This is a genomic window from Leisingera sp. SA215, from assembly GCF_055902035.1.
Genome location: NZ_JBVVXU010000006.1, coordinates 153,291 through 178,185, shown reverse-complemented (window position 1 = coordinate 178,185; position 24,895 = coordinate 153,291). Strand labels below are relative to the sequence as shown.

Below are 24,895 nucleotides of genomic sequence, written 5' to 3'. Positions count from 1 at the left end.
ACAGCGGCGGCCGCCGCGGTGCCGCGGGCCGCCGCCCGCTGGTTCTGATGGCTCTGCTGCTGTGCCTGCTGGGCGGGATCAGCCTGTTTGTGGGTGCCAGCCCGCTGCATCCCGGCGCCCTGCTGAGCGATCCGCAAGCGCTGCAGCTGCTGGCGGTCAGCCGCATTCCCCGCACCGTGGCGGTGCTGCTGACCGGTGCTGCGATGGCGGTGGCGGGTGTCATCATGCAGTTGCTGGTGCGCAACAAATTCGTCGAACCCGGCACCACCGGCACCAATGAAGCCGCCATGCTGGGATTGCTTGCGGTGACGCTGCTGACCCCCGCGATGCCCCTGTTCGGCAAGATGCTGGCGGCCTCGGCGTCGGCCCTGGCGGGCACGGTGCTGTTCATCCTGCTGTCCCGCCGCATTCCGCCGGAGCAGCCGCTGCTGATCCCGCTGGCCGGGCTGGTTTACGGCGGGGTGCTGATGGCCTGTGCAAGTTTCATCGCCATTCAGACCGATCTGCTGCAATACCTTGGCATCTGGATGAGCGGCGAGTTCTCCGGCATTCTGGCGGGGCGCTACGAGCTGCTTTGGCTGGCCGGGGGGCTGGCGCTGCTGTCTTATTTCGCCGCCGATCAATTCACCATTGCGGGTCTGGGGCGGGCTGTCAGCCTGAACCTGGGGCTGCGCTACGGGCAGGTGCTGGGGTTCGGCATTGTCACCGTTTCGCTGGTGTCGGCTCTGGTGATCGTGACCGTTGGCATGCTGCCCTTCGTCGGGCTGGTGGTGCCCAATCTGGTCTCACGCATCATGGGCGACAATCTGCGGGCCAGCCTGCCGGCGGTCGCGGCAACCGGGGCCGGGCTGCTGCTGCTCTGCGATATTCTGGGGCGGCTGCTCCGCTACCCTTACGAGATCCCCGCCGGGACTGTTTTCGGTCTCTTTGGTGCCGCGGTGTTCCTGTACATGCTGCTGGGGCGGCGAGCGCATGGCTGACCGGCGGATCCTGGGCCTTGGCTGTGTGCTGGCGGCAGCGGCGGCGCTGTTCCTGTTCTGGGGGTTGCGCGGGCCGATGGCCTATATCCTGGAGCTGCGGATGGTCAAGCTGGCGGGGCTGCTGTCGGTCGGGGCCGCCGTGGGGGTGGCAACGGTGCTGCTGCAGACGATCAGCCGCAACCGCATTCTGACGCCCGCCTTCATGGGGTTCGATGCGCTGTTCCTGCTGCTGCAGACCGGGCTGGTTGCCGGGCTGGGAATTGCCGGCAGCAGCCGGATCCCGCCCCTGGCGGGGTTTGTGCTCGACGCCGCGGTGATGATGGGCGCGGCGCTGCTGTTGTTCACCAGCGTGCTGCGCCGGACCCGTCACGACATTCAGCTGATGGTGCTGACCGGCGTGGTGCTGGGCCTGATGTTCCGGACCATCACCGCCTTTCTTCAGCGGCTGATGGACCCGTCCGAATTCTCGATCGTGCAGACCAGGATGTTCGCACAGTTCGGCAGCATCGACCGCGAGGCCCTGGTTATGGCGCTGGGGCTGATGCTGCTGGCGTTCTGGTGGCTCTGGCGCAATCATGCGGTGCTGGATGTGGCTGCGCTTGGCCGGGACACGGCGCGCAGCCTGGGTGTGGGCCATGACCGGCTGCAGCTGAAGGTGCTGTGCATCATTGCCGCGCTGGTCTCGGTGTCGACGGCGCTGGCCGGGCCGGTTGCCTTTCTGGGGCTGTTGGTGACCAGCCTGGCGCACAGCCTGATGCGGACCCACCGCCATGCGCTGCTGCTGCCGGCCGCGGCGCTGATTTCCGCGCTTATCCTGGTTGCGGGCCAGACCGTGTTCGAACGCATTCTGAGGCTGCAATCCACCCTGGCCGTTGTCATCGAGTTCTGCGGCGGCCTGCTGTTCATATATTTGCTGACAAGGGGGAAAATCCGGTGATTACAGTATCCGGCCTGAGCTATGGCCATGGCGCGAAGCCTATTCTGGACGGGATTGATGCGGAGATCCCCGCAGGCCGTGTCACCGCCCTGATCGGCCCCAATGGCGCAGGCAAATCGACCCTGCTGAACCTGATCGCGCAGCAGCTGACCCCGAGCCGCGGCTGCATCAGCCTGGACGGTATGGACGCGGCCCGGATCGCCCCCGGCCGGCTGGCGCGTAAGATGGCGGTTGTGGCCCAGAACCTGACCGTGGCCAGCCGGGTCCGGGTCAAGGATCTGATCGGTTTCGGCCGCTGGCCCCACAGCCAGGGGCGGCTGACGGCAGCGGATCACGCGGCAATCGGGGATGCAACAGAACTGTTCGGCCTTGCCCCGCTGCAGCAGCGGTTCCTGGATGAGCTGTCAGGCGGCCAGCGCCAGCGGGCCTTTATCGCCATGGCCTATGCCCAGGACACCGATTGGCTGCTGCTGGACGAGCCTTTGAACAACCTGGACCTGCACCACGCCCGCAACCTGATGGCGCAGCTGCGCCGCCTGGTCGAAGAGCGCGGCAAAGGCATCGTGATTGTGGTGCATGACCTCAACTATGCGATCAGCTGGTCCGATCACGTGGTGGCGCTGAAGGACGGCCGGATCGCTTTTCAGGGCCCGGTGGATGAGGCCGCCAGCGCCGCCAGCCTGACGGCGCTGTATCAGACACCGGTGGCCCTGACCCGGATCGGCGGCCTGCCGGTTGCGCAATACCACCGTTAAGGGCGGAGGCAGGCGCCGCGGCGGGCCGTTTGACCCGTGTCAGCCGGGATTGGCCGGCATCAGCGCCGCCTTGCGGCCCGCTGTAAGACCGTCAATGGAATTGACGATTGCCTGCCGGTCGATCCGGAAATGGCGGGAGAGATCCCCGATCGTCCCGGTCTGGCCAAAATGCTCCACCCCGTGCGGCACTGTCCTGTGCCCTGCCACCGCGCCAAGCCAGGCGAGGGTGGCCGGATGGCCGTCGATCACGGTGACCAGGGTGCAATGCGCAGGCAGATCCCGCAGCAGCTGTTCGATATGCGAGAGGGCAGCCGGATTGCCGCGGGCGCGCTCCCGCTGGGCGGCGGTCCAGCCTGCGTTCAGACGGTCCGCCGAGGTGACGGCCAGCACGCCGGCATCCCGCCGCACTTCGCCGATCAGGCCGGCGGCGGCAATCGCCTCATCCGCGACCGCGCCCTGATAGGCGATCACAACCGAACAATTGGGTCCGGGCTTGCGCAGCCAGTAGGCACCGTCGATGGCGCCTTGGCGGAAATCATCATCGGCGCGTTTACCGGGCTGCTCCAGCGGTTTTGTGCTGAGCCGCAAATAGACCGATCCGCCGGTCTCATCCCGGAGCCAGGTGCGTTCATCCGGGTCGCCCTCGCCCTCCCGCTGCAAATAGCCAAAGGCCCATTCCATGATCACCGCCAGTTCATCGGCAAAGGCGGGTTCAAAGGCGGCCAGCCCGTCCTGGCTCATCCCGATCAGCGGCGTGCTGATGGATTGATGGGCGCCGCCCTCGGGCGCCAGGGTCACGCCGGAAGGGGTGCCAGCGATCATGAAGCGCGCATCCTGGTAGCAGGCATAGTTCAGCGCATCGAGACCGCGGCAGACAAAGGGGTCATAGACCGTGCCGACCGGGATCACCCGCTTGCCCCAGAGGCTGTGCGCCAGCCCCGCTGCCCCCAGCAGCAGGAACAGGTTCATCTCGGCGATGCCCAGTTCCAGATGCTGGCCCTCGGGGGCAAAGTTCCACTTGGCGGTCGAGGGAATGCGGTGCTCGATAAAGGCATCCGCCTGGGCCTCGCGGGCGAACAGTTTGCGCCGGTTCACCCAAGGCCCCAGCCCGGTTGTGCCGGTCACATCCGGCGAGGTGGTCATGATCCGCGAGGCCAGCGCGCTGCCGCCCCGCGCCAGATCATCAAGGATCTTGCCAAAGGCGGCCTGCGTCGAGATTTCGCGCGATGTCTCGAATGTCACGGGCGGCACGGTCAGCGGTGCCTCGGAATAGCGGCGCGGGCCTTGGGCAAAAAACGGCACCTGGCCCAGAAAGGCCTGCAGTGCAGGCACATCCGCAACGGTGGCGAAAGGATCCCATTCCCGGCCTTCGGGCACCCCCATATGGGTCTGCCAGTCCGCCATCTGCGCCTTGGTCATCAGTCCGCCATGGTTGTCCTTGTGACCGGCAATCGGCGTGCCCCAGCCCTTGACCGTATAGGCCAGGAAGCAGACCGGGCGGTTGTGATCAATGGCGGCAAAGGCCTCTGCCATGGTTTCCACGCAGTTGCCGCCGAGGTTTTCCATCAGCGCCGCCAGTTCCGCATCATCGCGGCCCTCAATCAGCGCGGTGACCGTGCCCTGATCGCCCAGATCATCCAGCAGCCGCCGCCGCCAGACCGCGCCGCCCATATAGGTCAGCGCCGAATATTCCTGGTTCGGGCAGGCGTCGATCCAGGCGCGCAGGGCGTCCCCGCCCGGCTCCTCGAACGCGGCACGCTGCAGCGCCCCGTATTTGACCTTCACAACATCCCAGCCAAAGGCGTCAAAGACCTTTTCAATGCGCTCGAACAAGCCCTCGCGGACGATCCCGTCCAACGACTGGCGGTTGTAGTCGATGATCCACCAGGTGTTGCGCAGACCGTTTTTCCAACCCTCCTGCAGCACCTCGTAGATATTGCCCTCGTCCAGTTCCGCGTCGCCTGCCAGCGCCACCATGCGGCCCAGCCTGGTCTCCGCGCCCCAGTCCTTGGCGGCGATGAAATCCTGCACAATCGAGGCCAGCGCGGTGATGCCGACACCCAGCCCGACCGAGCCGGTGGAGAAATCCACATCGTCAATGTCCTTGGTGCGGCTGGGATAGCTTTGCACCCCGCCAAAGCCGCGGAAGTTTTCCATTTTTTCGCGGGTCTGATTGCCCATCAGATACTGCATCGCATGGAACACCGGCGCGGCATGGGGTTTGACGGCGACCCGGTCCTCGGGCCGCAGCGCCGAGAAATACAGCGCCGTCATGATCGACACCATCGAGGCCGAGGAGGCCTGATGCCCGCCCACTTTGATCCCGTCCGGATTGGGGCGGATGTGATTGGCATTGTGGATCATCCAATGTGACAGCCACAACAGCCGCTGTTCAATGGTTTTCAGATGGGGCAGGGCCGGACGCATGGCGGTCTCCTTATTCGGCGGCGTGCTGCACCGGGGCGGGCAGGGCCTGCTCCAGATCAGCCAGAATGTCCTCAACCTCTTCCAGGCCGACGGACAGGCGGATCAGCCCGTCGCTGATCCCATGTTCGGCGCGCTCTTCCGGCGTGTAGGTCGAATGGGTCATCGAGGCGGGGTGCTGGATCAGGGTTTCCGCATCACCCAGGGACACCGCGCGCTGGATCATCTGCAGACCGTTCATCAGGGCGATGCCGCCGGGCAGGCCGCCGTCAACCTCAAACGCGATCATCGCGCCCGGCTGGTCCATCTGGCGTTCTGCCACGTCATGCTGAGGGAAGCTTTTGAGGCCTGGGAAATGCACCGTGCGGATAGCCGGATGGGCGGCCAGGTAGTCTGCAACCACCCCGGCCGAGGCGCAGTGGCGGTCCATCCGCAGGTTCAGCGTCTTCAGCCCGCGCAGGATCAGCATCGCATTGAACGGCGCCATCACCGCGCCGGTCATGTCTTTCATGCCGACCAGCCGGATTTCGGAGATCTGCTCGGCGCGGCCTGCAACCAGCCCGGCCACCACATCGCCATGACCGCCAAGGTATTTGGTGGCGGAATGCAGCACGATATCAGCGCCCAGTTCAATCGGGCGGGTCAGATACGGGGTGGAATAGGTGTTGTCGACCACCAGCTGGGCGCCGGCAGCATGGGCGATCCCGGCCGCGGCGGCGATATCGACCAGCCGCATGTTGGGATTGGCCGGCGTTTCGAAATAGACCACCCGGGTCTTGCTGGTGACTGCCTGGCGCAGGTTGTCCAGATCGCTCATGTCGACATGGGTGATGGTGACGCCCCATTTTGCCAGCCCGTGGCGCATAAAGGCAAAGGTGCAGCCGTAAAGCGTCTTGTCGACGATGACCTCGTCCCCCGGCGACAGCAGCGTCCACAGCACAGCGGTCACCGCCCCCATGCCGCTGGCCAGCGCCAGGCCTGCTTCCGCCCCCTCCAGCGTGGCGATGCGCTGCTCCAGCAGATCGCAGGTCGGGTTTGAGATGCGGCTGTAAATATGGCCCGCGCGCTCCCCCGCGAACATCTCGCCGCCCGCCTCGGCGGTCTCAAACGCAAAGGTCGAGGTAAGGTGCAAAGGCGGCGTCAGCGCGCCCTCGTGGTCCTGCGGATCATAGGCGTGGTGAATGGCGCGGGTGGCAAAGCCGTTGGGGCGGGTCATGGCTGTCTCCTCAATCTGATTTCAGCCATAATACGCCAGAAGTTGTGGCAAGTGATTGCGAACTGTGCTTCAATGTGCAGGCAAATTGGCAGATACTGCCAACAGGGGGCTGCATGGACGCCAAGGACAGACAAATCATCCGCGCCCTGCAGCAGGACGGGCGGATGACAAACCAGGAGCTTGCCGACGCGGTCAGCCTGTCCCCGTCGCCCTGCCTGCGGCGGGTCCGGAACCTGGAGGCCAAGGGGATTATCCGAGGCTACAGCGCGGATGCGGATGCTGCTGCCTGCGGATTGGCGATCACGGTCTTTGTCCGCATCCGGCTGGAACGGCATAACGAAACCGATGTTCAGAATTTCGAACGGCGGATGCAAATGATCGAGGAAGTGCTGGAATGCCACGTTTTGACCGGCGCAATGGACTACCAGTTGCGCGTTCTGGTGCCTGATCTGGAAGCCTATGAGAATTTCATCCGCCACCGCATTCACCCGATCGGCGGCATCGCATCGATCGACACCAGTTTTGTCTACAGCACCGTCAAACGCATTGCCGTCTTTCCGTTGACCGAATGAACCCGGGCGCGCCGGGTTCACCCCCGCGATGATTGCATGAAATCCGGCCAGATTGCCGATGCTGCTCGCCGCATGAGGCGCGCAGCCGGTTCAAGAGCAGTGCCACGGCCCTTCGCGCTCGCAAAATACATCATACGCGGGGAAAGCGTTCCGCAAGGCAGTGTTATTCAGCGGCTTGTCAACCGGCAGGAACCGCTAAGTGAATCCCTGTCATCGATCTGCGCAGCAACCTCGCCGGGGGACTGGCTGCAGGCGGCTTGAGGACAGCGGGTAATCTCTGGCTGGCCAGAGCCCGGCCAACGGGTTATTGGAGCAGGCATGACTGACACTTTGCCTCCGTGCCCCGAATGCGCCTCTGCCTATACCTATCAGCTGGACGCGCTGCTGATCTGCCCCGAATGCGCCCATGAATGGGCGGCGGTGGCTGCTGGCGACACGACCGCCGAAGTGCGCGACAGCGTCGGCAACCTGCTGGCGGACGGCGACACGGTGACGGTCATCAAGGATTTGAAGCTGAAGGGGACGTCCTCGGTCATTAAGGTTGGCACCAAGGTGCGGGGCATCCGGCTGGTGGATGGCGATCATGATATTGATTGCAAGGTGCCGGGAGTCGGCCCGATTGGCCTGAAGTCGCAATTTGTGAAGAAAGTGACCGGCTAAGACCCTTGCCGCCCGAGGCCGCCTGATGGCCCGCGTCACGCAGGTTCACATCGTCGGCGAGGCCTGGATGGGCCTTGGAGATTGCGGGCTATACCGGCATCATGCTGTGCGGTGCTTTCCCCATGGTGTGGATGCTGAACCGTTTTCTGCAGAAACCGATGCAGAAGGCCGGCTCATGGTTCGGGCTGTCTTCGGCAGGCACCCTTTGCAAACTTCAGGCAGTCTCTAGTAGGCCGCCGCCAGTTTCTTTCTTTTCCAAGCCAAAAGATCGGGCTGTTCGCTTAAATTTCCGGCGCAAGCACGTTATCTGAAAATCACACCGCATCAGTGGCCTTTACAGACTTCTTCCTCCTTTCTCATGCTCCGCCGCATGCCCGATGCCCTGTCCATTGTTGTTGTCGAAACAGACCGCGAACGCGCCTTCATGATTGTGGACGGGCTGCGGCAAGCCGGGGATTTCGACATTCAGGTCATCTCGGAACCTTCAGGCCTGGCGCGCCAGATACAGGTTCGTGACCCGGATGTTGTCCTCATCGATATCGCAAATCCCTCGCGCGACGTGCTGGAGGAACTGACGCTGGCATCCGGCCCCAAGCAACGGCCGGTGGCCATGTTTGTCGATCGCAGCGAGGACGGGCTGTCTGCTGCCGCGGTGGAGGCTGGTGTCTCGGCTTATGTCGTCGACGGGCTGCAGCCCGCCCGGCTGAAGCCGGTTCTGGACGCCGCGATCGCCCGGTTCCGGCTGTTTCAGCGGATGCGCACAGAGCTCGCCGAGGCCAAGCGCGCCCTGGAAGAGCGCAAGGTCATCGACCGCGCCAAAGGCATGGTCATGAAGGCCCGCGGCATCGGCGAAGATGAAGCCTATGCGCTGCTGCGCAAGGCCGCGATGGACCAGAACAAGCGCGTCGCGGACGTGGCGCAGGCGCTGGTCACCGCGGCAGGGCTGCTGGCATGAGCACGACACGGATCCCTGCCGGCTATGTGCCGCTGACCGATGCGGCGCCGCTGATTGCCGCGCAGGAAATGGGCTTTGCTGCTGAAGAACGGCTGATTCTGGAACTGCACCCCGCGCCCTCCTGGTCGTCGCTGCGGGACATGCTGGCTTTTGGCCAAGTGGACGCCGCCCAGATGCTCGCCCCGGTGCCGATTGCTGCGGCGCTTGGCCTTGGGGGTGTCAGCGCGCCCTTGTCGGTGCTGTCGGTGCTGTCTGTCAATGGCACCGTCGTTGGTGTCAGCAGCAGCTTGGCCCGCAGGATGGCCGATGCGGGGTACAGGTTCTGCTTTCATGACGCCGTGTCCGCCGGGGAGGCCCTGATTGCGGCGGCCGGCCCGGACCTGCGAATTGGCGTCCCGTTTCCCTTTTCCATGCATGCCGAACTGCTGACATACTGGCTGAATGGGCTGGGGCCGGACACACCCCGGGACATCGGCATCCGCACGGTCCCGCCGCCGCTGATGGCCGAGGCCGTCCGCAACGGCGAAATCGACGCCTTCTGCGTTGGTGAACCCTGGGGATCCATGGCAGTTGAACAGGGCGCAGGCGCGCTGCTGTTGCCCGGCCGGGCGATCTGGTCCTTTGCGCCGGAAAAGGTGCTGGCCGTCCGCGGCGCCTGGGCAGAAGCCGAACCGGACCTGTCCAGCCGCCTCATCCGGGCGCTCTGGCGCGCTGGCCGCTGGCTGGCCGATCCCGCCTCCCGCGGGCTGGCGGCTGAAATCCTGTCCGCGCGGCGGTATCTTGATCTGCCCGCCGAAATCATCGAGCGCGCGCTGTCGGGAAAATTCACGGTCACACCTCAGGGCCTGCAGCGCGAAACGCCCGGATTCATCGGCTTTCATGACGGCGCCGCAGGCTTCCCCTGGCGCAGCCAGGCGCAATGGATTGCCTTGCAGCTCGCACAACGGAACGGCCTGGACCGCGAGACGGCACTTGCAAAGGCCGGACAGGTATTCCGCAGCGATCTGTACCGCAACGCCCTGCGCGGGACCGGCGCCGACTTGCCCGGCGCCTCTTCGAAACTGGAAGGCGCGATCAGCGGCCTGCTGCTGGCAGCGGGGGAATCGGAAGCGGTCAGCCTGTTGCAGAACCGGTTCTTTGATGGCCGGGTTTTTGATCCCCAGGCCGAGGCCTGATGAAAAATCAGGCAGCAATCCGGCGCGCGACGCTGCAATGCAGAATTAATTGCTGCAGCAGCAAAGAAACCATTGGCGCTTTCCGGCGCTTCCGACAGTCTGAACTCAGCCAGGCAACGGAGCCTGACTGAGAATTTTCCCGAAGAACGGGTTTCACTGAGCAAAGCCGCTCGACCCACCGCCACTCCTCCCGGCGGTGCGTGTCAGCGGCTTTTTCTGTTCCGCCCCCATGGGCCGGACGCAGCTAGGAAAAGGAACCAACCCGATGAAAAGATTGATACTGGCGCTTGCAGCCTCGACCGCCCTGACCGGACCGGCGCTGGCCGCAACCCTGGAGCTAGAAAAGGACGTGCTGACCTTTGGCTTCATCAAGCTGACGGATATGGCGCCGCTGGCGGTGGCTTATGAGCAAGGCTTTTTCGATGATGAGGGGCTGTTTGTTACCCTCGAAGCGCAAGCGAACTGGAAGGTTCTGCTGGATGGCGTGATCGGCGGCACCCTGGATGGTGCCCATATGCTGGCAGGCCAGCCGCTGGCCGCTACTATCGGCTACGGCACCGAGGCCCATATCGTCACACCGTTTTCGATGGACCTGAACGGCAACGGTATCACCCTGTCCAATGAGGTCTGGGAGATGATGAAGCCGAACCTGCCGACTGACGCGGATGGCAAGATCGCACATCCGATCTCCGCCTCATATCTGAAGCCGGTGATCAAAGACTTCAACGCCAAGGGCAAGCCCTTCAACATGGGCATGGTGTTCCCGGTCTCCACTCACAACTATGAGTTGCGTTACTGGCTGGCAGCGGGCGGTATCAACCCCGGCTATTACTCCCCCGATAATGTGACCGGCCAGATCGGCGCCGAGGCGTTCCTGTCGGTGACGCCGCCGCCGCAGATGCCTGCGACATTGGAGGCGGGTACGATCTCCGGCTACTGCGTGGGCGAGCCCTGGAACCAGCAGGCGGTGTTCAAGGGTATCGGTGTTCCGGTGGTTACCGATTACGAGCTGTGGAAGAACAACCCGGAAAAGGTCTTTGGCATCACCGCCGGGTTTGCCGAGGAAAACCCGAACACCACGCTGGCGGTGGTCAAGGCGCTGATCCGCGCGGCCCAGTGGCTGGATGAAAACGATAACGCCAACCGTCCGGAAGCGGTGGAGATCCTGTCGCGCCCGGACTACGTCGGGGCGGACTATGAGGTGATCGCCAATTCGATGACCGGCACTTTTGAATACGAGAAGGGCGACAAGCGCGACGTTCCGGATTTCAACGTGTTCTTCCGCTACAACGCCACCTATCCGTTCTATTCGGACGCTGTTTGGTACCTGACCCAGATGCGCCGCTGGGGACAGATAGACGAGGCCAAGCCCGACAGCTGGTATGACGAGGTTGCGCGCTCGGTCTATAAGCCGGAGATCTATCTGGAAGCCGCAAAAATGCTGGTCGATGAAGGGCTTGCCGATGCCGGAGACTTTCCCTGGGACAGTGACGGCTACAAGGCGCCGACCCCGGCGGAGGACATCATCGACGGCATCCCCTTCGATGGCAAAACCCCCAACGCCTATATCGACAGCCTGCCGATCGGCCTGAAAGCCGGGCAGACCGTCGTCGGCAGCGCCGTTCAGGGCTGACACCGGACGGGCAGGCGGCGCGGCCTGCGAAGGCCAGCGCGCCGCCGCCCTGTCACAGCATTCCCCGAAAAGGATCCCATCATGACCACTGTCGACCCCGACACGCTCAGCTCCGAAGCCCGCCGCGCGCGGCTGTTTACCCGGATCAACAAGCTGGATGCCTGGCTTCAGGTCTTTGGCCTGGCCTGGATCACTCCCGTTCTGAAAGCCGCCGCGGGCGACAATCCCAAGGCGCAGATGAAGGAATTCTGGCGCCTGCTGGCGGTGCCGGTGATCGCCATTGCCGCCTTTCTGCTGCTGTGGGGCACATTGGCGCCCAAGGTGCAGACCTCGCTGGGCGCCATTCCCGGCCCCGCCGCGGTCTGGGCCGAGGCGGTGAACCTGCACCAGGACGCCCAAGCCAAGGCCGTCAAGCAGCGCGCCCATGCCGAAAAGGTCGAGGCCCGCAACCAGCGCTTTATCGACAGCGGCCAGCCGGAACGGGTGAAAGATATCCCCTATACCGGCGCGCCGTCCTACTATCAGCAGATCTGGACCTCGATCCAGACCGTGTTCTTCGGCTTCCTGATCGCCTCTGCGGTGGCGATCCCGCTGGGCATCCTGGCCGGTCTGTCGCCGGTGGCCAATTCCGCCATCAACCCCTTGGTGCAGATCTTCAAGCCGGTGTCTCCGCTGGCCTGGCTGCCGATCGTGACGATGATCGTCTCGGCGATGTATGCCAGCAATGACGGGCTGTTTGCCAAGTCGTTCCTGGTCTCCGCCATCACCGTGACGCTGTGTTCGCTGTGGCCGACGCTGATCAATACCGCGCTGGGAGTGGCCTCCATCGACAAGGACCTGGTCAATGTCTCCAAGGTTCTGAAAATGAACACCTGGACCACGATCACCAAGCTGGTGCTGCCCTCGGCCCTGCCGCTGATCTTCACCGGGCTGCGGCTGTCGCTGGGGGTCGGCTGGATGGTGCTGATTGCAGCCGAAATGCTGGCCCAGAACCCCGGTCTGGGCAAGTTCGTCTGGGACGAGTTCCAGAACGGCTCTTCGCAGTCGCTGGCCAAGATCATCGTCGCGGTGCTGACCATCGGCATCATCGGTTTCCTGCTGGACCGGGTGATGTACGCGCTGCAATCGCTGTTTACCTTTTCGAACAACAGGTGATCCGTCATGAGTGTTCTTGAGTTCAAAAATGTCTCCAAGAGCTTTGGGGAAGGCACCGCCCGCACCGATGTTTTGAACAACATCAACCTGCAGGTGGAAGAGGGCGAGTTTCTGGTGCTGCTGGGCTTCTCCGGCACCGGCAAAACAACCCTGATCAATCTGATGGCCGGGCTGGAGAGGCCGTCGCAGGGCACTGTCAGCTTCAGGGGCAGGGAGGTCACGGGCCCCGGTCGCGAGCGCGGTGTGATCTTCCAAAGTTATTCGCTGATGCCCTGGCTGACGGTGAGCGGCAATGTTTCCCTCGCGGTGGACACGGTCTTTCCGGGCCTGCCCAAGGCCGGAAAAGAGGCCAAGGCGGACCATTACGTGAAAATGGTGGGCCTCGGCCACGCCGCACACCGCCGCCCGGCGGAGCTGTCGGGCGGCATGCGTCAGCGGGTCAATGTCGCGCGCGCCTTGGCAATGGACCCGGAAGTGCTCTTGCTGGATGAGCCGCTGTCGGCGCTGGATGCGCTGACCCGCGCCAATCTGGCGGATGAGATCGAGATGATCTGGCAGGCGGACAGGAAGACCTGCGTGCTGATCACCAATGACGTGGACGAGGCGATCCTGCTGGCCGACCGCATCATCGCGCTGAACCCAGACGGCACGCTGGGCGAAGAGTTTGAGGTAAGCATCCCGCGCCCGCGCGAGCGGTCTGCCATGAACTGCGACGAGACCTTCAAGCGCCTGCGGAAGGAGGTGACCTCCTGCCTGATGGATGCAGGGATTGAGGCCAAAATCGAAAGCACCAGAACCCTGCCGGATGTGATCCCGGTCCACGGGCTGCCTGCGGCCGTGGCCCAGGCCTCGAAGTCGATGACCGAGGAGCGTTTCCTGGACTTTTCGCAGCTGCACAAGATCTACCCGACCCCCAAGGGGCCGCTGACGGTGGTCGAGGATTTCAATCTCAAGATTAACAAGGGTGAATTCATCTCTTTGATCGGCCATTCCGGCTGCGGCAAATCCACGGTGCTGACCATGGCCGCCGGGCTGAACCCGATCTCCAAGGGTGCGATTAAACTCGACCGCCGCCATGTCGAAGGCGCCGACCCGGAGCGCGCGGTGGTGTTCCAGTCGCCCAATCTGTTCCCCTGGCTTACGGCACGGGAAAACTGCGCGATTGGCGTCGACAAAGTTTACCCCAGGGCCAGCCAGGCCGAACGGCAGGACGTGGTGGAATACTACCTGGAGCGCGTCGGTCTGGCAGATGCGATGGACAAGCCCGCGCAGGCCATGTCGAACGGTATGCAGCAGCGCGTCGGCATTGCCCGTGCGTTTGCGCTATCGCCCAAGCTGCTGCTGCTCGATGAACCCTTCGGCATGCTCGACAGTCTGACCCGCTGGGAGCTGCAGGAGGTGCTGATGGAGGTCTGGAGCCGCACCAAGGTCACCGCGATTTGCGTCACCCACGATGTGGATGAGGCGATCCTTCTGGCCGACCGGGTGGTGATGATGACCAACGGCCCGCAAGCCACAATCGGCAAGATCACCGAGGTCGGCCTGCCGCGCCCGCGCACCCGCAAGGCACTCTTGGAGCATCCGGATTATTATACCTACCGGCAGGAGGTGCTCGATTTCCTCGAGGAATACGAACACGGCGCGACACCCAAGCCCAAACCAGCCGCCAACCAGATTGCAGCGGAGTGAGACCATGACCCAGAAACTCGTCATCATCGGGGCCGGCATGGCCTCTGGCCGGGTGATCGAGCACTTGCTCGAGACTGACCCCAGCGCCTACGACATCACCCTGTTCAACGCCGAGCCGCGCGGCAACTATAACCGCATCATGCTCTCGCCGGTGCTGTCGGGCGACAAGGCTTATGAAGAGATCGTCACCCATTCCGATGATTGGTATGCGGAACATGGCGTCACCTGCCGTTTTGGCGAGCATGTCACCGCCATCGACCGGGAGGCCAAGACCGTGACCGGTGAGAATGGCACTGTGTCTTACGACAAGCTGGTAATCGCCACCGGGTCGGCTCCCTTCATCATCCCGGTGCCGGGCCATGACCTGCCGGGGGTGATCTCTTACCGCGATCTGAACGACACCAACGCGATGATCGAGGCCGCAGGCAAAGGCGGCAAGGCGGTGGTGATCGGCGGCGGCCTCTTGGGGCTGGAAGCTGCGGCAGGCCTGAAAGAGCGCGGCATGGATGTGACCGTGCTGCACCTGATGGGCCACCTGATGGAGCGCCAGCTGGACGAAGCCGCAGGATACCTGCTGCGCAAGGATCTGGAGGGACGCGGCATCACCGTGAAAACCCAGGCCTCGACCAAGGCGATCCTGGGCGAAGAATGCGCGCAAGCCGTGCTGCTGGACAGCGGCGAGACGCTGGGTGCCGATCTGGTGGTGATGGCGGTGGGCATCCGTCCCGAAACCCGGCTTGCGACGGACGCGCATCTGGAGGTGGCGCGCGGGATCGAGGTGAACGCGCAGATGCAGACCTCGGATCCGGATGTCTATGCTGTGGGCGAATGTGTGGAGTTTGACGGCCACCTGTTCGGGTTGGTGGCACCGCTTTACGATCAGGCCAAGGTGCTGGCTGACAGCCTCTTGGGCGAGCCGAGTGGCTTTGTGGTCAAGGAGCTGGCCACCAAGCTCAAGGTGACCGGCTGCGATCTGTTCAGCGCCGGGGATTTTGCAGAGGGCGAGGGGCGAGAGGACATTGTCTTTCGCGACCCCTCGCGCGGCATCTACAAGCGGCTGGTCATCGAAGACGACCGGCTGATCGGTGCCGTGATGTATGGCGACACGGCCGATGGCAGCTGGTTCTTCGGGCTGATCAAGGACGGCAGCGGCATCGCGGAGATGCGTGAGACGCTGATTTTCGGCCCGGCCTTTCAGGGGGGCGCCTCCGCGGACCCTCTGTCAGCCGTTGCAGCCTTGCCGCCTGAGGCGGAGATCTGCGGCTGCAACGGCGTGTGCAAGGGACAGATCACTAGTGCCATCGAAGGCGGTGCCACCGACCTCGGTTCGGTCCGGGCTGCAACCAAGGCCAGCGCCTCCTGCGGCACCTGCAGCGGGCTGGTGGAACAGCTGTTGCAGGTAACCCTCGGCGATGACTTCCAGCTGCCGCAGGCGCAGCCGGTCTGCGGCTGCACCGACCTCAGCCACGAGGACGTCCGCCGCCTGATCAAAAGCCGCGAGCTGAAAAGCCAGGCGGCGGTCTGGCAGGAACTGGGCTGGAACACCTCCAACGGCTGCCACATCTGCCGCCCGGCGGTGAACTACTACCTGCTGGCCGACTGGCCGCTGGAATACCGCGACGATCCGCAAAGCCGCTTCGTGAATGAGCGCAAGCACGCCAACATCCAGAAGGACGGCAGCTTTTCGGTGGTGCCGCGCATGTGGGGCGGCATCACCACCCCGGATGAACTGCGCGCCATCGCCGATGCCGCCGACAAATTCGGCGTGCCCACGGTCAAGGTCACCGGCGGCCAGCGCATCGACCTGCTGGGCGTCAAAGGCGAGGATCTGCCCGGCATCTGGGCTGATCTGAATGGGGCCGGGCTGGTTTCCGGCCATGCCTATTCCAAAGGGCTGCGCACGGTGAAAACCTGTGTCGGCACCGACCATTGCCGGTTCGGGACGCAGGACAGCACCGGGCTGGGCATCAAGCTGGAGAAACACCTCTGGGGCTCCTGGACGCCGCACAAGCTGAAGCTTGCGGTCTCCGGCTGCCCGCGCAACTGCGCCGAGGCGACCTGCAAGGATATCGGCGTGGTCTGTGTCGACAGCGGCTACGAGATCCACGTCGGCGGAGCAGCGGGCATGGAGATCAAGGGCACCGAGCTGTTGTGCAAGGTGGCGACGGAGGACGAGGCGATGGAGGTGATTTCGGCCATGACCCAGATCTATCGCGAAAACGCCAAGTATCTGGACCGGATATACAAATGGCTGGCCAAAGTGGGGCTCGACTGGGTCAAGGCGCAGATCGTGGACGATCTGGAAAACCGCAGGGCGCTGGCTGCCCGGTTCGAACTTTCGCAATCGATCTACCGCAAGGACCCCTGGGCCGAACACGCGCGGGACAGAGCCACACGGGTGCAATACGCGCCGCTTGCCAATCTCACACTGGAGGCCGCCGAATGAGCTGGATCGACATTGGCCGCATCGAAGACATCCCGCTGCATGGCGCGCGGGTCGTAAAAACGCCCGTTGGCTGCGTCGGCCTGTTCCGTACTGGACCTGCGGAGGTCTTTGCCGCCTCCGATCGCTGCCCGCACAAAGGGGGGCCGCTGTCCGAAGGCATCGTGCATGGGCGAAGTGTGACTTGCCCATTGCACAACTGGGTGTTCGATCTGAACACCGGCGAGGCGCAGGGCACCGACGCAGGCCGGATCGAGACCTTTCCGCTGCGCATCGAGGCGGGCCGGCTACTGATCGACGGCGCAGCCGTCGGCAGGCGGAGCGCAGCCTGATGGCGGGCGGCAATTCGGCGGAGGTGCGGTCCACCTGCCCCTATTGCGGCACCGGCTGCGGCGTGCTTCTGCGTCCGGACGGTGCGGGCGGGCTGACGGTGCGCGGCGATCCGGAGCACCCGGCCAATCGCGGGCGTCTCTGCTCCAAGGGGCTGGCACTGGGGGAGACCCTGGGGCTGGAGGGCCGGCTGCTGACGCCGCAAGTTAACGGGCGGGACACTGATTGGGACAGCGCGCTGGACCTGGTTGCCACGAAGTTCCGTCAGGCGTTGGCGAAGCACGGGCCGGACAGTGTTGGATTCTACCTCTCTGGTCAGATGCTGACCGAGGATTATTACGTCGCCAACAAGCTGATGAAGGGCTTTCTTGGCTCCGCCAATATCGACACCAACTCGCGGCTGTGCATGGCCTCCGCCGTTGCGGGGCACAAACGCGCCTTCGGAACCGACACCGTGCCAGGCAGCTATGAGGATCTGGAGGAGGCGGATCTGATCGTGCTGGTCGGTTCCAACCTCGCCTGGTGCCACCCGGTGCTGCACCAGCGCATTCTGGCCGCCCGCGAAAGCCGCGGCACCAAGCTGGTGGTGATAGACCCGCGCCGCACGGCGAGCTGTGATCAGGCCGATATGCATCTGAAGCTGCGCGCGGGCAGCGATGTGGCGTTGTTCAACCGCCTGCTGGCCGCGCTTCATGATGGCGGCGCGCTGGACACGGACTACCTGAGCAACGTGCATGGGCTCGGTGAGGCGCTGGAAACCGCCTTTGCCTCCGATGCCGCGGTGACAGGGCTGTCTGACAGCGAAATCGAAGCATTCTGCAGCCTCTGGATGCGCACCGAAAAAGTGGTGACCATCTTCAGCCAGGGCGTGAACCAGTCCACGTCCGGGACAGACAAGGTGAATGCGATACTGAACTGCCATCTGGCCACCGGCCGGATCGGCAAGCCCGGCTGCGGACCGTTCTCGGTGACCGGCCAGCCCAACGCGATGGGCGGGCGCGAAGTGGGCGGGCTGGCCAATATGCTGGCCTGCCACATGGATCTGGAAAATAAAAACCACCGCGCGGCGGTGCAGGAGTTCTGGGGCGCTCCCGCGATGCCGGAGCGGCCGGGCCTGAAGGCAGTCGACCTGTTCCGCGCCGCGGGTGACGGGCGGCTGAAGGCGCTCTGGATCATCCACACCAACCCGGCCGTCACCATGCCGGAGGCTGATGCCGTCTCCGCCGCCATCAAAGCCTGCGATTTCACCGTGGTCAGCGACATCACCGCCGCAACCGACACCGCCCGGTTGGCGGATGTGCTGCTGCCCGCTGCTGGATGGGCTGAAAAAGACGGCACCGTTACCAACTCCGACCGTACAATCAGCCGGCAACGTGCCGTTCTGCCGCCGCCCGGCCAGGCCCGCGCCGACTGGGATATTCTGGCAGATGCAGGCAGGAGCATGGGCTGGGGCGAGGCGTTCGGCTATCAGACACCTGCAGAAATCTTCCGCGAGCACGCAGCGCTGTCCGGCCTTTCCGGCAGCTTCGGGCTTGACTTCGACATCTCCGGCCTCGCTTCGATTTCCGGCCAGGACTACGACAATCTGCCCCCGCAGCGCTGGCCGGTCACCCGCAGCCGCCAGGGCGGCCGTTTCTTTGCAGACGGGCAGTTCTTTCACCCGGACGGCAAGGCCCGCATGCTGCCGGTCCGCTGCTGCCCTCCGGCGGCCGCGCAAGGCCGCCGATACCCGTTCCGTCTGAACACCGGCCGCATCCGGGACCAGTGGCACACGATGACCCGCACCGCGCTGGCACCGCGCCTGTCGGGGCACTTGGCAGAACCCTTTGCCGACATCCATCCTCAGGACGCTCGGGTGCTTGGGGTGAAACCTGCGGATCTGCTGCGCCTCAGCAGCCCGCACGGGCAGGCCATCCTGCGCGCCCGGATCACGACAGATGTACAGCCCGGCGACCTGTTCGTGCCGATCCACTGGACCGGCGAAACCGCCCCCTCCGCGCGCATTGACAGACTTGTCGCCGCCGCCGTTGATCCGGTTTCGGGACAGCCTGAAAGCAAGGCCGCAGTTGTTGCGGCGGACCGCTGGCAGCCGGCGTGGTACGGGTTTGCAGTCTCGAGCCTTCCGATGACGCCGCTGGCGGACTACTGGGCCATGGCACGCACCAAAGCCGGATACCGAGCAGAACTCGCCGGGCTGGTCCCCCTTGCGGAACCGGAGGCCGCCGCGCGGGACCTGTTCGCCCTTCCGGAGGCCGAGGTGCAAATAGTGACAGACAGGTGCAAGGGCATTGCCCGGCTGGCCCTGATTCAGGATGGCAAGGTCATGGCCGCACTGTTCACCGGGCCGGAACCGGTGGCGGTCAGCCGGGACTACCTGGCCGGCCTGCCGGGAACCGGTGCGGCAGGCGTGCTGACGGGCCGTCCCGCAGCGGACCAGCCCGACCCCGGCCCGGTGGTCTGCGCCTGCTTCAGCGTCGGGGCCAACACCATTCTGCACGCCATTGGAAACGGCGGGCTGATGAGCGTTGCAGAGGTCGGCGCCGCCTTGCAGGCGGGCACGAACTGCGGCTCCTGCCGCCCTGACATTGCTGACTTGCTGGCACGGCGTCCGGTCCGGGAGGCCGCAGATTGGGACGGTTCGGAATGACAGATTCTCCGGCAAATCAAACCGCACCGGTTTCGTTTGCCCAGGCCTGCCCAGGCCCCGGCGCACGCGACCTGCTGACGTTATGCGCGATGCAACGGCTGCAGCAGGCCGGCACGGTTTTCTACGACCGGCTGGTTGATGAGGAGGTTCTGCAATTGGCTCCGACTGCGCGGCCGGAATTGAAACGGAAACCGTACCCGGCGTCATCACCGCCAGAAGCGGCGCCGGAGACCCTCTGCCCGACTGCGCCCGGTATGCAAAGCCGGGAACCACAATTGTCTTTTACCTATCGGTGGGACAGGCACCCCGGGTCCGCGGCGGGTTGCTGCGCCTGGCAACAAGGTCATGTCGGCAAAGGCCGCAGCCAGACCTGGATTGAAGTGATGCCGACGACAGTCAGAATACTCTCGGCTGTCATAGTCCAGCGGGTTGCGGTTCTGCGGATGTTCTTGAGTTTGCAGAAGCATTGTTCGACCCGCTTTCGGATCAGATGCAGCTGGAAGTGCTTCAATTCCCCCGGTGCCCCTGTCTCCGGTGAGCGCCCCAGTCAGGAGGCAAACCGCTTGCATCCGCGCAAGTGGCCAGTCTGCGACGCCGGTCCGAGATCGCGTGCCGGCATATCCGCGATCATGCGCGCGCGAAGGGGGGCGCCGGTGCAGGGTGCTGAATGGTCAATAGCGCAGCCATGCCGGCCGCCGCAGCGGTCAGGGATTCGGTAACGGCTTTCATTTGGGGGCCTTCCTATGGATGGAACAGCCCGTGCCTCCTCGCACGGGCCTTGGATCCGTTCAGAGGTCTGCGGGCAGCAGCCCCTCAGGCAAATTCTGATAGCAAACCGGACGCAGGAAGCGGCGGATCGACAAGGTCCCCACTGATGTGGCTCCGAAATTTGTCGATGCGGGATACGGCCCGCCGTGGACCATGGTATCGCTCACTTCGACGCCAGTGGGGAAGCCATTCGCCAAAACCCGGCCCGCCTTGCGCTCCAGGATCGGCATCAGCGTCCGGGCGTCCGGGGTATCGGCATCTTCCATATGCACCGTGCAGGTCAGCTGGCCTTTCAGGCTCTGCGCGATGGCGCGCATGTCTTCGACGCCTTCTGCCACAACAATGATGCCCATAGGCCCGAACACTTCTTCGGCCAGCACTTCGTTTTGCATCCAGTTCTTAGCGGTCGTCTGATACAGGTATGGAGTCGCTTCACGCTGGCCGCACATCGAAGTCAGCAGTTCTTGGACACCTTCCGTTTCGGCGATCCGCCGCTGACCGTTGCGGTAAGCTTCGGCTATGCCATCGGTCAGCATTGTCTGTGCCCCGGTCTCGCCAAGAGCCTGCCGGGTCGCAGCGGCGAATTTTTCTGCCTGCTCTCCCGAATTGACAACGGCAACACCGGGATTGGTGCAGAACTGGCCCGCCCCCATGCTGAGCGAAGCCGCCCAGCCCTTGCCGATCTCTTCGCCACGGGCGACCAGCGCCCCGTCCAAAATGAACATCGGGTTGACAGAGCCGAGTTCGCCGAAGAACGGAATTGGTTCGGGACGCGCAGCGCACAGATCGAACAGCGCGCGGCCACCGGCCAGCGAACCGGTGAACCCGACCGCCTTGATCAGCGGATGCTGGACCAGCGCCGCACCCACGTGGCGGTTGCCGCCCTGAATCAAACTGAACACGCCGGGATGCACGCCGCATTTCGTTGCCGCCGCATGAACTGCCTCGGCGACGATCTCTCCGGTTCCCGGATGTGCGGAATGGCCTTTGACAACCACGGGGCAGCCGGCAGCCAGTGCCGCGGCGGTATCGCCCCCGGCAGTGGAAAAAGCCAGCGGGAAGTTGGAGGCGCCAAACACCGCAACCGGACCGATAGGGCGCTGCACCATCTTCATGTCCGGGCGCGGCATCGGCTGGCGCTCCGGCAGCGCCTCGTCATGACGGCGGTCCAGGTAGTCGCCTTTCAGAATATGGGCGGCAAACAGGCGCAACTGGCCAGTTGTACGGCCACGCTCCCCTTGGAGACGCGCTTCGGGCAGGCCTGTTTCCTGGGTTCCGATTTCGGTGATCGCGTCGGCCCGTGCTTCGATTTCATCGGCAATTGCATTCAGAAAATCGGCGCGGGACTGGCGGGTAGAATAACCATAGCTCCAGAACGCCTCTTCCGCGGCCTGGGCGGCTGCTTCCACATCCGACACGCGGCCAACGGAAAAACTGTGGCTCGGCCCATGCGCGGGGCTCGATTGAAACGATTCGCTGCCTGCGGTCCAAACGCCTGCGATGAGGTGTTTTCCATGCGGGATAAGGGTCATGTCGGCTCACTTTCGTGCGGGTGCATAGGTCGAGGTTCGATATTTAGGATATTGTATCCAATTAGACGGTGCGCGCAAGTCCCTGCCTTCTCAAGCAACCAATTAATCGCTTCCGTGACGCCTCTGATTTTCAATCATTTCCAGCAATTCACTCTTGGTGCGTTCAATATGCTGCCGCAACAAGGCTGCCCCGCCGTCAACGTCACCATTGCGGGCATGCGCCAGAAGCTTCCTGTGCTCTTCTTGTGCAGGTTTGCGCTGTTTCATGACGCTGAGGTGGATACGCACATAGCGATCCGAATGAAGGCTGATGCGTTCCAGAAATTCCATCGACATGCGCCGGTCAGCCGCCGCGTAAAGCCCCATGTGATATTCGTGGTTGAACTTGCCCCATTGGCTGACATCGTCAGCTTCATAAGAGCGTTCCATCTCAGTCAGAAGCCGCTCGCAAGCCTCAAAGTGGGCCTCTGACATGTTTGGAATTGCTCGGCGGAACAGGTCAACTTCGATCAGAACCCTCAGATCGAAAATTTCCCCAATCTCATGCAGCGAATGCTTGATGACCGTCCCGCCACGGTTGTTCTCCCATTGCACAAGGCCTTCTGCACTCAGCCGCTTCAAGGCCTCCCGCACAGGCATCCTTGAGACATCATATTCTTTCGCCAGAAGCTCCTGCCGGATGGCCTCTCCTTCTGCCAGCTCACCGCTTAGAATGCGCTGCCTGAGATCGCTTACGATCATTTCAGGTAAGCTTTGCTTCTTGACAGCTCGCCCGCCTGCCATCTTGCCTCTCCCTTTTGTATTTTGGATGCATGTTTACTAACAGGCTGACCATACAGCAGCATTTCCTGTTTCAGAAGTCAAAAAAGGTTTGCCAAACGTCTCTCAACTATTGCATCCAATATCCAAAATGAAAGATTGGAGCCGCGCTATGACGACCGTAAGACAACTTCCACTTCAGGAGATCAAGAAGCTTAGCCTGTCGGTTCTCGGCCGCGCAGGCTATGGCCAAGCCCATGCGCAGGCAATCTCGGACATGCTGTATACATGCCAAATTGATGACTGTCAGTCGCATGGCTTGTTCCGCCTGCTCATGTGTGAGCAGACGATGAGGGCGGGCAAGATTGATGGGCATGTTCAGCCTCACATAGTAAACGGAGATGCCGCCATAGTGCGTGCGGACGCACGGGGCGGCATGTCTCTTCTGGCACTGGAACAGGCACTGCCGACGCTCATCGAAAAGACGCGGAGGTATGGAATTGCCGCGATGGCAATCAACAACTGCTTTCATTTCTCGGCGCTCTGGCCAGAGGTTGAACGGTTGTCCTCTGCCGGTCTTGCAGGCCTGGCAATGGTGCCCAGCCATTCCTGGGTTGCGCCTGCCGGTGGAACACGCGGCAGTCTCGGCACCAACCCCATCGCCTTTTCCTGGCCGCGCGCAGGCAAGGATCCCTTCACCTTTGACTTTGCCACAAGCGGCTTTGCCCGCGGCGAGATCGAACTGTACATGCGCGCAGGCAAACCCCTGCCGGAAGGTGTGGCAATCGACAAGGACGGCAAGCCCACCACCGACCCGCAGGCGGCGCTGGATGGGGCGATGCTGACCTTTGGCGGCTACAAAGGTTCCGCCCTGTCGATCATGATCGAACTGATGGCCGGACCGCTGATCGACGACCTCACCAGTCTGGAAAGCATGGAGTTCGCCGAGGGCGCTGGCGGCGCGCCGTATCATGGCGAGATCATCCTCGCCTTTGATCCGCAGCATTTCAGCGCGGGCCGCACCGCCGAAAACGACGCCCGCGCCGAACGGCTGTTTGCCGACATCATCGATCAGGGCGCGCGGCTGCCCTCGCAGCGCCGCTTTGCCGCCCGTGCCCGCAATCTGGAGCGCGGTTATGTGGAAATCCCGCAGGCGCTGTATGAAGATCTGACCGCTCTGTCCGGCGCGTGAACCAAAAAAGGGGGGCTGATCTGATCAGCCCCCTTCTTCGTTTACTCAAGCGCCCCAGGTGTCCGACAGGCGATAGCCGCCCGGCCAGGGGTCATCCGGGTCCAGCATATGCTGGTGAATTCCCGTCACCCAGCCGCGGCCGCTGATTTCCGGCACGATGGCGTCACGGCCGCCGACCTTTGCGGTCTCGAGGATGCGGCCGGAAAAGCGCGAGCCGATGATCGACACTGCATCGAAAGTCTGCCCGACCTGCATTTGGCCGCGCGCCGCCATCAGCGCCATGCGCGCCGAAACCGCGGTGCCGGTCGGCGAGCGATCGACCTTGCCCGGTTGAATGGCCACAGCCGATTTTCCGCTCAGGCCGGTTTCCGTTTTGCTGAGCGGTCCGCAGAAGGCGCAAAAGGAAATGTGATCCCACTCAGGGTTTTCCGGGTGGCTGAACCCCAATTGCTCATTGGCCGCATCGGTGATGCGCACGCCAAGGCGGGCAATTTCCTTGGCCTCGGATTCGACGATCTCAAAGCCCAGTGCCTCCGCATCCACGACGACGAAACTGTCGCCACCATAGGCGGTGTCGACGGTGATCGTGCCCAGCCCCTCGACCTTAAGCGGAACCTGAATCTTGTCGGCAAAACTCGGCAGGTTCTGCACGAAAATGCGCTCAGCCTTGCCGTTGCGGCACTCTGCGCGCACCTTCACCAGCCCGCCCGGTGCCTCCAGCACCATATGGGTTTCCGGCTCCTGCATCGGCACCAGCCCGCCGTCCAGCAGCACCGTCGAGACGCAAATCGAGTTGGAGCCGGACATCGGCGGCGTGTCTTCCGGCTCCATGATGATCCAGGCTGCGATGGCATCGGGATGCTTGGGCGGCACCAGCAGGTTGATATGACGGAACACGCCGCCGCGCGGTTCGTTCAGCACGAAGTTTCGCAGGGTTTCATCCTGAGCGATAAAGTTGCGCTGCTCCCACAGGGTCGCGCCCGGCGGCGGCAGCACCCCACCCACAATCACATCACCGACTTCGCCCTCAGCATGGGCAGAGATCACGTGGATCGTCTTGCTACTACGCATAG

At 63.6% G+C, this 24,895-nt stretch carries 20 protein-coding genes; 15 read left to right on the top strand and 5 right to left on the bottom strand.

What is annotated here, in order from left to right:
- Positions 1-47: 47 nt before the first annotated feature.
- Genes AC0KW6_RS09100 through AC0KW6_RS09090 form a run of 3 tightly spaced genes read left to right on the top strand, consistent with a single transcriptional unit; the run spans position 48 to position 2,672 of the window.
- Positions 48-980: an ABC transporter permease gene (locus AC0KW6_RS09100; protein WP_323779557.1), complete on the top strand. Its 933-nt coding sequence runs from the start codon at positions 48-50 to the stop codon at positions 978-980.
- Positions 973-1,917, top strand: a complete 945-nt coding sequence (locus AC0KW6_RS09095) for an iron chelate uptake ABC transporter family permease subunit (protein WP_323779542.1) — start codon at positions 973-975, stop codon at positions 1,915-1,917. Before AC0KW6_RS09100 ends, AC0KW6_RS09095 begins: the two co-directional genes overlap by 8 nt.
- Positions 1,914-2,672, top strand: coding sequence for an iron ABC transporter ATP-binding protein (locus AC0KW6_RS09090; protein WP_474034735.1), 759 nt, complete (start codon positions 1,914-1,916; stop codon positions 2,670-2,672). Before AC0KW6_RS09095 ends, AC0KW6_RS09090 begins: the two co-directional genes overlap by 4 nt.
- A gap of 39 nt (positions 2,673-2,711) precedes the next feature.
- On the opposite strand, the gene AC0KW6_RS09085 is transcribed toward AC0KW6_RS09090, so the two are convergent.
- Positions 2,712-5,099: a transketolase gene (locus tag AC0KW6_RS09085; protein ID WP_474034734.1), complete on the bottom strand. Its 2,388-nt coding sequence runs from the start codon at positions 5,097-5,099 to the stop codon at positions 2,712-2,714.
- Between the two features lie 10 nt (positions 5,100-5,109).
- The gene (locus AC0KW6_RS09080; RefSeq protein WP_323779539.1) at positions 5,110-6,312 is read right to left on the bottom strand and encodes a methionine gamma-lyase; all 1,203 of its coding nucleotides are present in this window, start codon (positions 6,310-6,312) and stop codon (positions 5,110-5,112) included.
- 113 nt (positions 6,313-6,425) lie between these two features.
- Here AC0KW6_RS09080 and AC0KW6_RS09075 point away from each other — a divergent pair, with 113 nt between their 5' ends.
- The 11 genes from AC0KW6_RS09075 (at position 6,426) to AC0KW6_RS09025 (ending at position 19,571) form a co-directional block, all read left to right on the top strand.
- Positions 6,426-6,884 carry an Lrp/AsnC family transcriptional regulator gene (locus AC0KW6_RS09075; RefSeq protein WP_474034733.1) on the top strand — a complete coding sequence of 153 codons (459 nt, stop codon included), beginning with the start codon at positions 6,426-6,428 and terminating at the stop codon, positions 6,882-6,884.
- A gap of 318 nt (positions 6,885-7,202) precedes the next feature.
- Positions 7,203-7,544, top strand: coding sequence for a zinc ribbon domain-containing protein YjdM (locus tag AC0KW6_RS09070; protein WP_323783966.1), 342 nt, complete (start codon positions 7,203-7,205; stop codon positions 7,542-7,544).
- 101 nt (positions 7,545-7,645) lie between these two features.
- Positions 7,646-7,855 carry an ethanolamine utilization protein EutH gene (eutH, locus tag AC0KW6_RS09065; protein ID WP_474034753.1) on the top strand — a complete coding sequence of 70 codons (210 nt, stop codon included), beginning with the start codon at positions 7,646-7,648 and terminating at the stop codon, positions 7,853-7,855.
- Between the two features lie 59 nt (positions 7,856-7,914).
- The gene (locus AC0KW6_RS09060) at positions 7,915-8,499 is read left to right on the top strand and encodes an ANTAR domain-containing response regulator (protein ID WP_323783963.1); all 585 of its coding nucleotides are present in this window, start codon (positions 7,915-7,917) and stop codon (positions 8,497-8,499) included.
- Entirely contained in the window at positions 8,496-9,674 is a 1,179-nt protein-coding gene (locus tag AC0KW6_RS09055) for a CmpA/NrtA family ABC transporter substrate-binding protein (protein WP_474034732.1), read from the top strand. Before AC0KW6_RS09060 ends, AC0KW6_RS09055 begins: the two co-directional genes overlap by 4 nt.
- Before the next feature lie 265 nt (positions 9,675-9,939).
- The gene (locus AC0KW6_RS09050) at positions 9,940-11,307 is read left to right on the top strand and encodes a CmpA/NrtA family ABC transporter substrate-binding protein (RefSeq protein ID WP_474034731.1); all 1,368 of its coding nucleotides are present in this window, start codon (positions 9,940-9,942) and stop codon (positions 11,305-11,307) included.
- A gap of 81 nt (positions 11,308-11,388) precedes the next feature.
- Positions 11,389-12,462 (top strand): ABC transporter permease, encoded by a 1,074-nt coding sequence (locus AC0KW6_RS09045; RefSeq protein ID WP_474034730.1) that lies wholly within the window; start codon positions 11,389-11,391, stop codon positions 12,460-12,462.
- Positions 12,463-12,468: 6 nt separating this feature from the next.
- Positions 12,469-14,151, top strand: coding sequence for an ABC transporter ATP-binding protein (locus tag AC0KW6_RS09040; RefSeq protein ID WP_474034729.1), 1,683 nt, complete (start codon positions 12,469-12,471; stop codon positions 14,149-14,151).
- A 4-nt stretch (positions 14,152-14,155) separates the two neighbouring features.
- Positions 14,156-16,597 (top strand): nitrite reductase large subunit NirB, encoded by a 2,442-nt coding sequence (nirB, locus tag AC0KW6_RS09035; RefSeq protein ID WP_474034728.1) that lies wholly within the window; start codon positions 14,156-14,158, stop codon positions 16,595-16,597.
- The gene (nirD, locus tag AC0KW6_RS09030) at positions 16,594-16,926 is read left to right on the top strand and encodes a nitrite reductase small subunit NirD (RefSeq protein WP_323778890.1); all 333 of its coding nucleotides are present in this window, start codon (positions 16,594-16,596) and stop codon (positions 16,924-16,926) included. Before nirB ends, nirD begins: the two co-directional genes overlap by 4 nt.
- Positions 16,926-19,571, top strand: a complete 2,646-nt coding sequence (locus AC0KW6_RS09025; protein WP_474034727.1) for a molybdopterin-dependent oxidoreductase — start codon at positions 16,926-16,928, stop codon at positions 19,569-19,571. Before nirD ends, AC0KW6_RS09025 begins: the two co-directional genes overlap by 1 nt.
- A gap of 788 nt (positions 19,572-20,359) precedes the next feature.
- Here AC0KW6_RS09025 and AC0KW6_RS09020 read toward each other — a convergent pair.
- Positions 20,360-21,871 carry an aldehyde dehydrogenase (NADP(+)) gene (locus AC0KW6_RS09020; RefSeq protein ID WP_474034726.1) on the bottom strand — a complete coding sequence of 504 codons (1,512 nt, stop codon included), beginning with the start codon at positions 21,869-21,871 and terminating at the stop codon, positions 20,360-20,362.
- A 102-nt stretch (positions 21,872-21,973) separates the two neighbouring features.
- Positions 21,974-22,654 carry a GntR family transcriptional regulator gene (locus tag AC0KW6_RS09015; RefSeq protein ID WP_323778882.1) on the bottom strand — a complete coding sequence of 227 codons (681 nt, stop codon included), beginning with the start codon at positions 22,652-22,654 and terminating at the stop codon, positions 21,974-21,976.
- A 127-nt stretch (positions 22,655-22,781) separates the two neighbouring features.
- On the opposite strand from AC0KW6_RS09015, the gene AC0KW6_RS09010 reads away from it, so the two are divergent.
- The gene (locus AC0KW6_RS09010) at positions 22,782-23,822 is read left to right on the top strand and encodes an Ldh family oxidoreductase (protein ID WP_474034725.1); all 1,041 of its coding nucleotides are present in this window, start codon (positions 22,782-22,784) and stop codon (positions 23,820-23,822) included.
- Between the two features lie 45 nt (positions 23,823-23,867).
- Here the strand turns inward: AC0KW6_RS09010 and AC0KW6_RS09005 are convergent, their stop codons facing one another.
- A complete protein-coding gene (locus AC0KW6_RS09005) occupies positions 23,868-24,893 on the bottom strand; it encodes a trans-3-hydroxy-L-proline dehydratase (protein WP_474034724.1) in 1,026 nt (341 codons plus the stop codon).
- Positions 24,894-24,895: the final 2 nt, after the last annotated feature.

Coding starts and splice junctions, on each gene's coding strand:
- AC0KW6_RS09100 (WP_323779557.1), top strand. CDS start 48: ATGGCTCTGCTGCTGTGCCTGCTGGGCGGGATCAGCCTGTTTGTGGGT.
- AC0KW6_RS09095 (WP_323779542.1), top strand. CDS start 973: ATGGCTGACCGGCGGATCCTGGGCCTTGGCTGTGTGCTGGCGGCAGCG.
- AC0KW6_RS09085 (WP_474034734.1), bottom strand. CDS start 5,099: ATGCGTCCGGCCCTGCCCCATCTGAAAACCATTGAACAGCGGCTGTTG.
- AC0KW6_RS09080 (WP_323779539.1), bottom strand. CDS start 6,312: ATGACCCGCCCCAACGGCTTTGCCACCCGCGCCATTCACCACGCCTAT.
- AC0KW6_RS09075 (WP_474034733.1), top strand. CDS start 6,426: ATGGACGCCAAGGACAGACAAATCATCCGCGCCCTGCAGCAGGACGGG.
- AC0KW6_RS09070 (WP_323783966.1), top strand. CDS start 7,203: ATGACTGACACTTTGCCTCCGTGCCCCGAATGCGCCTCTGCCTATACC.
- eutH (WP_474034753.1), top strand. CDS start 7,646: ATGCTGTGCGGTGCTTTCCCCATGGTGTGGATGCTGAACCGTTTTCTG.
- AC0KW6_RS09060 (WP_323783963.1), top strand. CDS start 7,915: ATGCCCGATGCCCTGTCCATTGTTGTTGTCGAAACAGACCGCGAACGC.
- AC0KW6_RS09055 (WP_474034732.1), top strand. CDS start 8,496: ATGAGCACGACACGGATCCCTGCCGGCTATGTGCCGCTGACCGATGCG.
- AC0KW6_RS09050 (WP_474034731.1), top strand. CDS start 9,940: ATGAAAAGATTGATACTGGCGCTTGCAGCCTCGACCGCCCTGACCGGA.
- AC0KW6_RS09045 (WP_474034730.1), top strand. CDS start 11,389: ATGACCACTGTCGACCCCGACACGCTCAGCTCCGAAGCCCGCCGCGCG.
- AC0KW6_RS09040 (WP_474034729.1), top strand. CDS start 12,469: ATGAGTGTTCTTGAGTTCAAAAATGTCTCCAAGAGCTTTGGGGAAGGC.
- nirB (WP_474034728.1), top strand. CDS start 14,156: ATGACCCAGAAACTCGTCATCATCGGGGCCGGCATGGCCTCTGGCCGG.
- nirD (WP_323778890.1), top strand. CDS start 16,594: ATGAGCTGGATCGACATTGGCCGCATCGAAGACATCCCGCTGCATGGC.
- AC0KW6_RS09025 (WP_474034727.1), top strand. CDS start 16,926: ATGGCGGGCGGCAATTCGGCGGAGGTGCGGTCCACCTGCCCCTATTGC.
- AC0KW6_RS09020 (WP_474034726.1), bottom strand. CDS start 21,871: ATGACCCTTATCCCGCATGGAAAACACCTCATCGCAGGCGTTTGGACC.
- AC0KW6_RS09015 (WP_323778882.1), bottom strand. CDS start 22,654: ATGGCAGGCGGGCGAGCTGTCAAGAAGCAAAGCTTACCTGAAATGATC.
- AC0KW6_RS09010 (WP_474034725.1), top strand. CDS start 22,782: ATGAAAGATTGGAGCCGCGCTATGACGACCGTAAGACAACTTCCACTT.
- AC0KW6_RS09005 (WP_474034724.1), bottom strand. CDS start 24,893: ATGCGTAGTAGCAAGACGATCCACGTGATCTCTGCCCATGCTGAGGGC.